Genomic DNA, 12,936 nt, shown 5'->3' on the forward strand with positions numbered 1-12,936 from the left:
GGCCGAATTTGAAGTCTTTTCTGAACGAAACCCCCTACTATCTGTTGTCAAGGTTCAGTTTTTAGCTTGGTTATCGCTTTTTCCATTGTAGCTTAAAGCCGTCGTAAAACGACGGGGTTTTAACCCAAATTTTCGATAAGAAGATTCCAGGCGAAAAAAAGCCAAAAAGTAGCGGAATGTATAGCGCGCCACTACATCTCAGAAAAAACCTCTTACAATAGAGACAAATCAGAGATCAATGGGGGTGAACGTCATGTTAGTGATTTTAACCGACGAACACATTCTCGATACGGGTTCTGTCTGTCAGGGCTGTCTTTTAGCCAACCAGCAGGGGCAACCCCGGTGGCGAGAGGGTAAACTAGGCTGTGGTCACTCCTTGGGCAAAGGAGGAAGCCAACAGCCCAATCTCTACGAGTGTCAGATGGGCTTTACAATTGCTAATATTGAAGGCTAATCAGACCTTTTAAATGATCAACTTAGAGTTGAGTTAGGGGGATTTTCTTGGGACTCGGAGGAGAGAATCAAGGCTATTACTAATCCCCAATTCAGCTTAGATACAATGACAATAATGGCTGAGGGTTTCGTAGCATTGATCGTAGGCTTTTTGGGCTTGGGTTAAAACAGCGTCGGAAATTTCTATATCTAATTTTCTGGCTTGTTTAATAATTTTACCCGCTTTGATATTCTCGGAAGAATCTCCTATACCGCGGCTGCCAGTGGTTTTTAAAACTCGATATTCTTCAGAAAATCCCGTTTTAGTATCGAGATGACTCTGTAAACCATTAAAGACCAATTGACTTTGGTTTAATACCTGATCGTGGGTGATAAATAAACTCTTTTCTTTGCTGTTAATTAATTGAGCATAACTTTCTAAGGTGGCTAAACGACCAGTATAATAGCCTAGAGCGTGCTGCTCGTTTTGATGGGGTTTAATATCTAGAATACTAGCTAAAGTGCGCTTCGGTTCTCGTAGTAAAAATATGGTCTTAACTGGATCAGATTGCAAAAAACTATGATCTAAAAACTTCTGATCGTGAAGAACTTTATCTAAAATATATTTATGATTCATGTTTAAATCTTTCAAACGCCAGTAGAGTTGAAACATTAAAGTTTTAAAATCCTGTTCACTCTCATAAACCAGATGAGTTTCGCCAAAACCGATAATTTCAGGATTAGAATTGAGGATATGGGTCAATAAAGACGAACCCGATCGCATATGGCTAAGAATAAATAAAACCTGATAGGGTTGGGGACGAAAGAGAATTTTATAGGGGTCTTTGGGTGTATCAATGCGTACCTGAAAATACTTATAAGTTAAACGATGGGTTAAACCCTGCCAAGATTGGGGTAAGCGATCGAGGGCTATAGTCATAGGTTAATAAGGAATTGTGTCAACTTGTCGCTAAGATTCCCCTATAATGTATCCCATTTAAGACCCAAACAAAAGTGAGGTTTATACAAAATGGGATTGCCAAGTTGTTCGCTCTGGTTTTTTACGGCGCGAACCGATGTCTGGTTTATGATGAACACTATTCCCCATCTAGTCAAAATGAGTCAGTTTCCCTTCGAGGAAAAGGTACTCGCTATTGACACGGCCCCTTTAAGCGGGGAAAAAGTTAATCGCCCCGGACTGGGTACAATGGAGGAATTAAGAGCCTGTGGTGAAAAATTAGTTAAAGATGGCATAATCGATCGCCTAGTGGATTTTAACTACGATCCGGGCTATCGTCAGCGTATCTATCAAAAGCATTTCGGCAGTCCCCTCCGTTCCACCCATAACTACAAAGGTTATCCGATTTTCGGCTCGATCTTCAAAATCGAGCAATGTCGCAGCGATTATATGGTCCATTATGACAGTGACATGATGCTCTACCAAGAACCGGATTACAGTTGGATCCGCGAAGGGATCGAGTTAATGGAAACCCATCCAGAAATGATGTTTGTGCGTCCTTTGTCCGGTCCACCCCGGCCCGATGGTACGATTTATTCTCAGCATCCTTGCAGGAAAAATCCCGACGGATTCTATCAATTTAAATTTTTTGGTAGTCGTGCCTATCTACTTAATTGTCGTCGCTACGATCGCCTTTTACCGATCACCCCCCTCTGGCGCTCCTATAAAAATACCTTTCTCGATCATTTACCCGATGGTTTAAAAGCTTGGGGCAATATTTTTACTGGCAAAGGAAAACTCGACTCTTGGGAAATTATGGTTTCTCGCTCCCTAGAACAAACAAACTACTATCGCGCCACTCTCACCAATGCCAAGGGTTGGACTCTGCACCCCAACGAGCGCTCTCCTGCGTTTAGGCAAGCTTGGCCGACTATTATCAAGAAAATCGAAGCGGGTATTTACCCACCTGAACAAGCTGGTTACTATGACCTGATCTCGGAATTATGGTATTAAAAGAGCGTTATTTCTCTAGATTTGAGGTGAGGTGGTACTTAGAGATTGCTGGTGAAGCGATATTTTTGTTTGAATTAGAGAAGATAGGAGATGAAACAACCCAAAAGAAAACCCAACCACCGCGATAGGGAGATTGGGTTTTCTGGTTATCAATTGATTTTAAGGAGCTAAAGCGTTACCGCGCAGGAGAGAACCGATGGTTTTAGCAGTAATCTTCATCTGCACGAGAGGATTAGCGGGAACAACGGTTTTATAGAGATAACTGTCAAAAGTCATCTTCTGTACGTCCTTATCGGAACACATTTCCACAAAAGCTTCCCGGGTGGCATCGGTACGGTAGAAAACCCGTTGCAGGATATCTAACACCAGATAGGTCATACCGTATTTCTTATCCCAACGCTTCAGGTAGAGTTTTAACTCGTCCTCTGTGGGAATACGTTGGCCGCCGTTAGTGACTTCGACAATGGTTTCGGCACACATCCGCGCCGATTTAGCGGCGAAATAGATGCCTTCTCCCGAAGACTTAGTAACTGTTCCGGCGGCATCGCCAACGAGGGCCACGCGACCGACTACACGACGAGGACGGGGATGTTCGGGGATGGGGTGAGCCTCCACGCGGATGATTTCGCCACCTTCGAGACGACGGGCCGCGCGAGCGCGAATACCGGCTTGTAGGTCTTTAATCATGGCTTTATTGACCTTCATTGTGCCAGTACCGACGGCGACGTGATCGTATTTGGGGAATACCCAAGCGTAGAAGTCGGGGGATACGTCTTTTCCTACATACATTTCGGCCAGGTCTTCGTAGTAGGCCATTTTATCTTGGGGGAGACGGATGCGTTCTTGGAAAGCGATCGCATAGTTGTAATCCCCAGCATCAATAGCTTTAGCAATGCGGGAATTAGCACCGTCCGCACCGATAACCACATCCACCTTCAGAGATTTCATTTCCCCTTGGGAATTGCCGTGGGAGTGATCGGCGTAGTGTAGGGTATAGGGATCGGTGCTATTGGTGGGAATGTCGAGACCGTAAACGGTTCCGTTGATTAAATGCGCTCCTAATTTATGGGCGCGTTCTCTCATAAAACCGTCGAGGACTTCCCGACGACACATACCGATATATTCGTCTTGATTATCGAGATTAATATCGACTTCGACGTTAGAGGGGGAGATCATTTTCATTTTTCTCACCCGGCGATCGATAATTTCAGGAGGTAGGTCAAATTCGCTCACCATACAGAGAGGAATCGCTCCACCACAGGGTTTAGCATTATCTAATTTGCGTTCAAATAAATAGGTTTCAATGCCTGCTTTAGCTAATGTTTCTGCCGCCGAAGAACCGGCCGGCCCTGAACCCACAACAGCGACTCTTAACACTCAGGTTTTCTCCTACATACTTACGAGCGAGTACGCTTTGCAGTGTACCACAGGGGTTTAGCCGAAAGGAACGAGATGCTCCGATTCTGCCCGATCTTGCAACAGTGCTTAACATCCCCTGTTACAAAAGTTTATTTTATTGTCTGTAGATTTTTTTTGATCGATGTGTTGTATTGTGTTACACCGATAGAGAAAAAAAGTGCTAAACCCCTCTCCCAAACTGGGAAAAGGGGATATTTTCGAGGATTGTTAACCTCTTGCTTTTAACCAATCGCTAATAGCGGGGGGTAAATCCCGTTGCACTTTGCCACTGACATACATTCCGATATGTCCGACCGGGAAAGCACAAGCGGTATAGTCAGAAGTACCGATATAATTCCCTAAAGCGAGGGAAGAAGCGGGGGGTACAAGGTGATCTTTATCTGCATAAAGATTGAGAATTGGCATGGTCAGATTGTGTAAATCTACCCGTTTATCTCCTAACATCACTTCCCCTTTAATCAGTTTATTTTGCTGATAGAAATCCTTGAGAAACTGTCGATAGGATTCTCCCGCTTGGTCGGGACTATCAAAAATCCATTTTTCCATACGCAGAAAATTAACTAATTTTGATTCGTCTTCCATGATGTCAGGAAAATCAAGGTATTTCTGATAACCTAACTGCAAAGGTTTCAATTCTAGAAACTCTAAGTTGAGAAAATCTCCCGGAATATTGCCCATAGCATCTACCATTAAATCGATGTCTAATGCTTCGGAGCCTAAGGAACATCCCCCGCGCATATTTAAGAGGGTCTCGGTTTGATAAAAGTCCACCGGTGTCACCATTGTCACCAGATTTTTTATCTTATCGGGATAGAGGGAACTATAGCATAAACTAAAGGTTCCTCCCTGACAGATTCCTAACAGATTAATCTTGTCGAGATGGTGACTTTGACGAATAAAATCGACGCAATTATCGACATAATCATTGATATAATCATCAAGGGTTAACCAGCGATCGCTTCTCGTGGGATATCCCCAATCAATTAAGTAGATATCTAAGCCTAATTTCAGCAGATTTGCCACTAAAGAACGCCCCTCCTGTAAATCTACCATGTAGGGACGATTGACCAAAGCATAAACCATCAGCAAGGGAATCTCGAAGGGTTTTTCGACCACGGGTTTAAAGTGATAGAGAATGATTTTATCTTCCCGATAAACTGCTTCTTTTTCCGAGACTCCACACTGAATATCTTCTTCTTTAACTCGTTTGAGATTGTCTAAACCTTTGAGATTTTTCTGAGTTAATTCTAGATAATCTTGGGTAAAGTCTTCCAGTTTCACTTGCGTCAAAAATGGCCACATAATTTAATTCTCCTAGAGAAGTGGGGATTTTTCAGTGAGCAGTGAACAGTAAACAGTAATCAGTGAAAAGAAAGTTCCGAAGTTTTCACCTAACACTATATACTTAAAACTGCAATCCGATAACTGATAACTGATAGCTTACCTGATTGTCAAGTACAATTAACTAATTGTTACTTTCTATTTCTTTTTTTTCTCCTAAAGTTTTTTTGAGACTTTTTACCTCTTTGCGTAATTCATAGATAGTCCGATGAATTTCATCGACTTCGCTGCGGGTAGGCAGATTCATTGATCGCAGGTAAATTTCCATTAAATCCTGCTGTTTGAGGCGATAATCATTGAGGGAATTAATAAATTTTCCCCGTACTTTTAGGTTTTCTGGTTGACAAAAAGCCTTTTCAAAAATATCATCGGCGACTACACTCCACACATCTTGAAATTCTCGCCAATTCTTGACAGGTTGACCTTTTTGTGCTAGGAAAACTAATTTTTTAGTTAAAGCTTCAAAGGATTTAACTTGAATATCAGCCAGCACAATTTGATAGTTAATACTAGCTTGATAAAGAACCCGCCAAGTTTCAAAACTATCGAGTAATTTGCGGTTAAATTCTCGCGGCAATCCCAATAAAGGCATCTGTAACCATTGGCCAAAAGTTTCATCATAAAACTTCTGCCAGTAGATATTATTCAGTTCGATCAAAGAAGAAGTATTACCTAACCAAGCTTTGGTTATTGTGTCATTTGACAGGACGAAAGGATCGAACCATAAATGATTGAGACTTTGCAATTGTTGTAGGTAAATTGTCCATAGTTGACTGACATCTTGACTACTTTTGGAAGTGGTGGCAGTAAAACTATTCAGTTGACCGCGCATCTGTTGGGTATAATTATTTAAAATTGTTTGCCAGTCTTCTCCTGTTTGCATTTTCGGGAAGATACTTTCCCAAGCTTCCACCGATAATTTTAGGAATTTGATCAATAAATCCCGATTATCAAAATAGCGCTGGGTTGCCTCTTGCAATTCTGGTTTAATATTGCCCATGGCAGGGGGTATTGCCCCCATCATATCAAACCAACTTGACCACATTTTTGTCCCGGTTTCTGTCCAAAGATTGACGTAATCGGCGGCCATCTCACTCCAAGCTTGTGTCGGTTTATCCATTATTTTTGCCCTTTTCCTTTAACGCTGATTTCGGTAGTTTAATAACCCATCCTACACCTGATAACTGATAACTGATAAGTCATATTTTTCCAGACTTGGCAATTTTTGCTAGTAATCTTAACGCTTCATTGACTGAGGCTGAATCTTGAAAAATTTCCGCCACATCGGGATCGAGAATGATCACATTACTAGCCTGTCGATAAGCTTCATAATATTTGCCACGAATACCACTGGAAAAGTCATATTCAGTCCGCATCTCGTCATTAACCGTTTCTTCAGACTCCTGATTCATAATTTTTTCTCTCCTGTTTACTAGCTAAACGGGCGCTAATTAAGCGAATTTCATTTTCTCTTTCTGTATGGGATTTGACTAACAGCTTTTGTAATTTTGACTGTCCTATCGTCAGAAAACGAAACTCACCCACTGAATCAAGCAACTTAGCAGCGACAATAACAAACACATTTTCCATCTTTGAATTAGATAACTGATAACTTACCCACTGATAACTGATAACTGATAACTGATAACTGATTAAGTGTGATGGGCCCCATTAACTCTGAGGACTTCTCCAGAGACATAACTGCTGGCAATAGGAGAGAGTAAATAGGCAGTTGCCCAGGCGATATCTGCGGGTTCACCGAAGCGACGACAGGGAATTTCGGCGGTGATTTTATCGCGAACTTTCTCGGGAATCGCTAAAGTCATTTCCGTGTTAATAAACCCCGGCGCAATCGCATTGGCGCGAATATTATAACGGGCAGCTTCTCGCGCTAAGGATTTGACTAAACCAATAACTGCCGCTTTTGTGGCCGCGTAATTAGTTTGGCCGGCATTACCGCGATCACCGGAAATAGAACTAATACAAACGATCGATCCCGCTTGTCGTTCATACATTCCCTCAATAAATGGCTTAATCGTGTGATTAACCCCTTTTAGGTTGACATTAATCACTAAATCCCAATCTAGCGGCGTTAATTTAGGGAAAAAGTTATCTCTGGTAATCCCCGCGTTAGCGACGATGCCATACACTGGCCCCAATTCCGCTTCAATTTGTTTAGCTGCCGCTTCCATCGATTCCAACTTAGTCACGTCGGCAACGATGCCTAAACCCTGGGGATTATCGGTGGCTAAATCCGTGTAAGCCACCTTGGCCCCCAAATCTATCAAAAGAGAGACAATAGCCGCCCCAATGCCTCGATTTCCGCCCGTAACGACGATAACTTTTTCCTCTAGTCCCAGAGATACCATAGCTTTTTCCTCCTAAACTCTTTCAATTGCGATCGCTGTTCCGCCACCGGTCCCATGACAGATGGCCGCCATACCGAGGGTTTTATCCTGTACTTTCAACGCATTAATTAACGTCACCAGAATTCGCGCGCCGGAAGCGCCGATAGGATGACCCAATGCGATCGCACCACCGTGAACGTTTTGTTTTTCCCTCGCTAACCCCAGATCCATCTCAAAAAGCAGATTATTTAAGGCAAAAGCTTCGTTATTTTCCACTAAATCGAAATCTTCGATCGTTTTATCTAGGGATGCCAGTAATTTTTTCACCGCTAGGACGGAGAATTCTGGGAAGCGCTCGGTTTTTCCAGCACCCACAGCACCGCCAAGGATTTTGGCAATTGGTTTTAAACCGTACTGATCCACAGCTTTTTGACTGGCTAAAAGGATAGCGGCGGCCCCATCGGAAATCTGACTACTATTCCCCGCGGTTAAAACTCCCGACGGATTAAAAGCCGTCCGCAGTTTTCCTAACCCTTCTGGGGTACTATCGGGACGAATACCCTCATCTTGAGCAAGAATTGTGGAACCTTTCTTAGATTTAAGCTCGATCGGCACGATTTCCCCCTTAAACCAGCCTTTTTCTGTGGCTGTGGCCGCTCTTTGGTGGGATAAGGCGGCAATTTCGTCTAATGCTTGCCGAGAAACCCCGCGATCGAGACAGAGGCGATCCACTTGGGAACCCATGACCTCAGCCGTGGTAGCATCGGTTAAGCCATCGTGGAGTAATAAATCCGTTAATTGTTCTGGCGCACCCATGAGGAATTTATAACCCCACCGGGCCCGATGGGAGAGAAAAAAGCCGGTTTGGGACATGGATTCGATGCCACCAGCGAGGACGAGATCCGCTTCGCCTGCGCGAATTGAGGTGGCAGCGTTACTAACGGCAATCATTCCCGAAGAACAAACCATATCCACCCGATATCCGTCCACGCTTACGGGAATTCCCGCTTTAATCGCCGCTTGCCGGGGAATTAACTGACCATGACCCGCTCCCAAAACATTGCCGAAAATGTACAAATCTAGGGCTTCTGGGGGCAAATTAGCGATTTCTAGGGCGGATTTCATCACTGTTGCCCCTAAATCGGCTGGGGATAATCCCATCAATCCCCCACCAAAACGACCAATTGGAGTCCGGACTGCGGCCACGATATAAACTTCTTGCATAGACTTCTCTCTATTGGGAAGCGAAGATATTAGATAGAATTTGCTTAAGAATATCGAGTCCGAAAAAAGCAAAATCCCAATTTACTGTCATTGGTTAAAAGTTTATGGCCTCGATGCCTTGAGTTTTTGTCTATCTACCCTCGATTTTGCAACAGAATTTCTGGGTAAGAAGATATATTCATTAGAATTTAACTTTTCTGGCAGCAATCCCGTTTTTTTATGGATTTAGTCAAGCGCTTAGTTTTTATCGGTGGGGGTCATAGTCATGCGATCGCCCTTCGTCTTTGGGGACAATCACCCCTAAAAAACGTTCAATTAACTTTAATTAGCGATGTCACCCATACCCCCTATTCGGGAATGTTACCCGGTCACATCGCCGGTTTTTATGATTTTGCTGAGACTCATATCGATTTACCTTCTCTAGCTAGGTATTCTCAAGCGCAATTCTGTTTAGACAAGGCTAATTTCATAGATACGGAAAAATGTCAAGTAATTTGTAATAATTCTTCACCGATTCCCTTTGATTATCTCTCGATCGATATCGGCAGTATCCCGGCAGTAGATAATGTTATCGGTGCTAAAGAGTACGCTATTCCCGCCAAACCAGTGCCGATTTTTCGGGAAGGATGGCAAGAAATTCTCAAAAAAGCGGTTAGTAACCCTAATAATCCTTTAAATATCGTCATTGTTGGTGGTGGCGCGGGCGGGGTCGAATTAGCTTTAAATATGCAGTCCCGTTTGTCCAAAATTCTCAACTCTAGCAGTAATTTGAATTTATCTCTAATTCATCGAGGAAAAAAACTACTACCAGCCCATAATAATTGGGTCGGTCAACGTTTAGAGAAGATTTTTAAACACAGGGGAATTAGATTATATTTATCAACGGATGTGACGGCAGTGCAAGCAGATCAGATTATCTGTTCATCGGGGTTAATTTTGCCCGTAGATTATACACTTTGGGTAACGACTGCCTCGGCCCCTAGTTGGATTAAAGAGTCGGGATTACTGACAGATGAAAAAGGGTTTATTTTAGTGAATAATTATCTGCAATCTCTGTCTCATCCCCATATTTTTGCCGTGGGAGATATTGCCACGATTCCAGATTATCCCCGTCCGAAAGCGGGAGTTTTTGCCGTCCGACAAGGAAAACCTTTATACGATAATTTACAAAGAATTCTGCAAAATCGGCCCTTAAAACCCTATTTTCCCCAGAAAAATTATCTGAGTTTAATCGGTACAGGAGACCAAAAAGCGATCGCATCTTGGGGCGGTTTCGCATGGCAATCACCGTTATTATGGTTATGGAAAGATCGGATCGATCGAGCTTTTATGAGACAATTTGAAAAGCTCTACGATACTTTACCAAAATCTCGATGATTACGAGTTAATAAAATCACTCCACAGGACAGTGCAATCGCTTCGATTCGAGCATCCATCTTTACCAGAAGAATGCTTAGATAATCTGTGTCTAATAAATATCTCATATAGTCATTTCAGATAATTCTGATACAGTCTAGACCGACAAAACCCTTAGGAACTCTGGGATTAATATTCTCAATCTTAATTGAAATGACTATAATTCTAATTGTAGTTGAGCGTCGAGACTTGCTACTCAAATTTCTTAAAAAGGTGCGTTGTCAAATTGAAAGATGATCCGAATCAGCACCGGAACTGAAATTACTTTGATAGCAAGGATTGCATTGCATCTTTCATATTCTGATCTGACAACGCCTAAAAAGGTGCGTTACATTCCCTTAACGCACCCTACAAGATCTAAAGTAAAGTTAGAGAACGAATAAGCATAGGTTTGGTTTCCTTGCGTCAACCCAACCTACAGGGTTTATTTAAGGACAATGTTTGGACTTATCTAATTTATTAATAGCGTTATTTACCCGCATTTTAAATGTTGGATCATTGTAATTTTTTGATGTTTTTAAATTGCAAACCTTTCCATATTCGGATGAATTCCAATCATTAATCTTCGCTAAGGTGTAAGCAATATACAAGTTTTTAAGATATGCGTTCTCTTCCTTGTCACCAACTATGCCGACGATCAAAGCCTTCACCACTAGTGGGTTTGCTTCTGGAGCCTTATTGGCTAACTCACTTAAAGTCAAACTTGCATTTTTTCGCTCAGACGTAGTAAATTTTTTAATCAAGTCTTCTATTTGGATTGTTACTTTATCAGATTTAAGCTCTGATATACTCGTCGCTTGTTCTTGTGCTTGTTGTTTGTCTTCAGGAGATGGTGGCTGATTTGAATTGGGTTGTTGTTCTGCAAGTTGCCATAAGATGGATTGACATTTTGTTGCATTGACATTAGCAGCTAGTCGGTTAAAGATAAGCTAAACGGCGCTTAACCTGCATGATCCAATAGCTATAACCCTTTTGGAGTCTATATCGGTGATCCGAAGTAAAAGCCGTTTAGCTTAGGACCCAAATCTTCACTGCCATGATAAACAGCATCCGTGATACGTGCGAAATTTTCGCATTCGCTTGGGTTTGTAGAGTAGATTACAGTTCTGTTGGTTAAAAATATTCCATAAATATCCTTTAGTCTATTTTTGTGCGCTTGTTCTTTCAGATCCTGAATCTCTGCATCTTTTTGAGCAATCTCTTGTTGTTTGTCACGAGCTACTAACACCAGACCAATTAAAGGGATTAATGCACCTGCAACAAAAGTTAAAAAAGGTTTTGACCAATGATTATCCTCTTTAAGTTTTTCATATTCTAATATTATCTTGGCTTGTTCAGGATTGCCTACAGACAATTCTCTCAGATCTTCAAGTGATACACCTGCATGAGGTAACGCATTCTGATTGTTCCGATTTTGAAACCGTGCTTGCAAATTTTGAAGCCATGCTTGTAGAATTGTCATCTGCTTGTCCTCGTTTGAACGAATTAATATTGCTTGGCTTTACGCCGCTGTAACCAGCGTTTGAACGAAGTAGCACTTTCTGTAGATTGTTTGCCAAGCAACAATCCTTCAATACCGATATCCTCATCGAGTTCTGGCCAATACATACCATAACCTCCACCGCTAATTTGAACATTAACACGCTCAGCCGGACTGCCATGAGCCAGACGCGGATACCAACCAATCGGGACAGCAATGGTACGACCGTCTTCGAGGTCAACAGACAGGGTATCATCTGTCACCGTGACACTAACTATTTTAGGCAGGGCCAGTGTCACCACCGCAGAAATCATCCCATTCATGTCTCAATACCTCCAGATGTTCACGGATTATACGCTCAATGTCACGCAACTCTCTGCGATTATAACCGTGATTTGTTGCCAGTGTGACATCGGGATCTAGCCAGAATTTGGCGCTTCGGTTCTCTCGATCTGCGTGTATATGTCGTGGTTCATGGCAATCATAGGAATAAAAGTAGAAGCGGTAAGGACCAGTCCGTAAGGCCGTCGGCATAGGTACAGATTGCCTCCAATCTTGACTTTATCTATTAGACATCTCCAAAAATTATAATCCAGTCACAGCTTGCTTTTAGTTTGTGTACTCACTAAATAGTTCGATAGCTGAAATGTATATCTATCGTTGCTAATTCAATTTCACTGAAAAAATATGAGGCAATTAAAATAATTTCTATTCGGGTAGATTCCTTAACTAGAAAGACTTTTGCTCTTGAGATAATATTAGGTCGAGGTCTATTCTTGACCAAAGATCAAACATAATTAGGGTTTGCTGAATAAATCTAAAAACCTTGTCGGATAACACTTTTGGACTTTTTTGACATCAAAAAGTGCCTGACCTTGGAGTGATCGGGGGGAAAATTCAGGCACTTTTTCCCTGAAAAATAGGTAATTGACCACCTGAAAATCGGTAAAACCCTACACCCTACACCCTACACCCTACACCCCGCCCCCAGGAAAAACTTTTTGCCGCAAACCCTAATTAAGTCTTCATCAGTTATGTAATAATCTGTGCTGACTTCCTGAAACTGTCTGACGGGCTTTTTTACTTTATAGGTTGGACTAATATATTCTTCGTAAGAATCAAAAATATTAATTGTGTTTCTGATTACTTTTTGCAGGGTATAATTAATGGGACTTAAACAAAATTTAAGCCCAAACAAAGCCTAAACTGGCTTTGTAAGCGGCAAAAACATCCCGATTCTCGGTCAGCCACTCAAAGAAACGGAAAGACATCGCTGTCCGAAAAGCTTCCAAAGCTTCCACAAA

15 protein-coding genes are annotated in these 12,936 nt (G+C 42.1%); 3 read left to right on the plus strand and 12 right to left on the minus strand.

Annotation, left to right across the window (positions count from 1 at the left end):
- Positions 1–253: 253 nt before the first annotated feature.
- Positions 254–454 (plus strand): hypothetical protein, encoded by a 201-nt coding sequence (locus IM322_RS18610; protein WP_002735656.1) that lies wholly within the window; start codon positions 254–256, stop codon positions 452–454.
- A gap of 96 nt (positions 455–550) precedes the next feature.
- Here the strand turns inward: IM322_RS18610 and IM322_RS18615 are convergent, their stop codons facing one another.
- Positions 551–1,372, minus strand: a complete 822-nt coding sequence (locus IM322_RS18615) for a sulfotransferase family protein (protein ID WP_287673421.1) — start codon at positions 1,370–1,372, stop codon at positions 551–553.
- A 90-nt stretch (positions 1,373–1,462) separates the two neighbouring features.
- On the opposite strand from IM322_RS18615, the gene IM322_RS18620 reads away from it, so the two are divergent.
- Positions 1,463–2,404 (plus strand): hypothetical protein, encoded by a 942-nt coding sequence (locus IM322_RS18620; RefSeq protein ID WP_287673423.1) that lies wholly within the window; start codon positions 1,463–1,465, stop codon positions 2,402–2,404.
- A gap of 159 nt (positions 2,405–2,563) precedes the next feature.
- Here the strand turns inward: IM322_RS18620 and chlP are convergent, their stop codons facing one another.
- The 7 genes from chlP to IM322_RS18655 all read right to left on the minus strand — a co-directional run bounded on the left by chlP (position 2,564) and on the right by IM322_RS18655 (position 8,736).
- A complete protein-coding gene (chlP, locus tag IM322_RS18625; protein WP_002735532.1) occupies positions 2,564–3,781 on the minus strand; it encodes a geranylgeranyl reductase in 1,218 nt (405 codons plus the stop codon).
- A gap of 249 nt (positions 3,782–4,030) precedes the next feature.
- On the minus strand, positions 4,031–5,125 hold the full coding sequence (locus tag IM322_RS18630) for a class III poly(R)-hydroxyalkanoic acid synthase subunit PhaC (protein ID WP_286825396.1): 1,095 nt from the start codon (positions 5,123–5,125) through the stop codon (positions 4,031–4,033).
- 163 nt (positions 5,126–5,288) lie between these two features.
- Complete coding sequence (gene phaE / locus IM322_RS18635) at positions 5,289–6,284, minus strand: class III poly(R)-hydroxyalkanoic acid synthase subunit PhaE (RefSeq protein WP_287673425.1); 996 nt, start codon at positions 6,282–6,284, stop codon at positions 5,289–5,291.
- 79 nt (positions 6,285–6,363) lie between these two features.
- Entirely contained in the window at positions 6,364–6,576 is a 213-nt protein-coding gene (locus IM322_RS18640; RefSeq protein WP_287077437.1) for a hypothetical protein, read from the minus strand.
- Positions 6,560–6,754 (minus strand): BrnT family toxin, encoded by a 195-nt coding sequence (locus tag IM322_RS18645; RefSeq protein WP_286825394.1) that lies wholly within the window; start codon positions 6,752–6,754, stop codon positions 6,560–6,562. The genes IM322_RS18640 and IM322_RS18645 overlap by 17 nt, the downstream gene beginning before the upstream one ends.
- Positions 6,755–6,816: 62 nt before the next feature.
- The gene (gene phaB / locus IM322_RS18650) at positions 6,817–7,533 is read right to left on the minus strand and encodes an acetoacetyl-CoA reductase PhaB (protein WP_287673426.1); all 717 of its coding nucleotides are present in this window, start codon (positions 7,531–7,533) and stop codon (positions 6,817–6,819) included.
- A gap of 12 nt (positions 7,534–7,545) precedes the next feature.
- Entirely contained in the window at positions 7,546–8,736 is a 1,191-nt protein-coding gene (locus tag IM322_RS18655) for a thiolase family protein (protein ID WP_287673428.1), read from the minus strand.
- A 219-nt stretch (positions 8,737–8,955) separates the two neighbouring features.
- Between IM322_RS18655 and IM322_RS18660 the strand changes: the two genes are divergently transcribed.
- Positions 8,956–10,113, plus strand: a complete 1,158-nt coding sequence (locus tag IM322_RS18660) for an FAD-dependent oxidoreductase (protein WP_287673430.1) — start codon at positions 8,956–8,958, stop codon at positions 10,111–10,113.
- 467 nt (positions 10,114–10,580) lie between these two features.
- Here IM322_RS18660 and IM322_RS18665 read toward each other — a convergent pair whose 3' ends face one another.
- The 4 genes from IM322_RS18665 to IM322_RS18680 all read right to left on the minus strand — a co-directional run bounded on the left by IM322_RS18665 (position 10,581) and on the right by IM322_RS18680 (position 12,166).
- Positions 10,581–10,895 carry a hypothetical protein gene (locus IM322_RS18665; protein ID WP_287673432.1) on the minus strand — a complete coding sequence of 105 codons (315 nt, stop codon included), beginning with the start codon at positions 10,893–10,895 and terminating at the stop codon, positions 10,581–10,583.
- 236 nt (positions 10,896–11,131) lie between these two features.
- A complete protein-coding gene (locus IM322_RS18670) occupies positions 11,132–11,614 on the minus strand; it encodes a hypothetical protein (protein ID WP_287673434.1) in 483 nt (160 codons plus the stop codon).
- A gap of 23 nt (positions 11,615–11,637) precedes the next feature.
- Positions 11,638–11,955 carry a DUF2442 domain-containing protein gene (locus IM322_RS18675; RefSeq protein ID WP_286825389.1) on the minus strand — a complete coding sequence of 106 codons (318 nt, stop codon included), beginning with the start codon at positions 11,953–11,955 and terminating at the stop codon, positions 11,638–11,640.
- A complete protein-coding gene (locus IM322_RS18680) occupies positions 11,912–12,166 on the minus strand; it encodes a DUF4160 domain-containing protein (protein WP_158199218.1) in 255 nt (84 codons plus the stop codon). The genes IM322_RS18675 and IM322_RS18680 overlap by 44 nt, the downstream gene beginning before the upstream one ends.
- Positions 12,167–12,936: the final 770 nt, after the last annotated feature.

The sequence above is a fragment of the Microcystis sp. M109S1 genome (assembly GCF_020247025.1).
Classification (GTDB): domain Bacteria; phylum Cyanobacteriota; class Cyanobacteriia; order Cyanobacteriales; family Microcystaceae; genus Microcystis.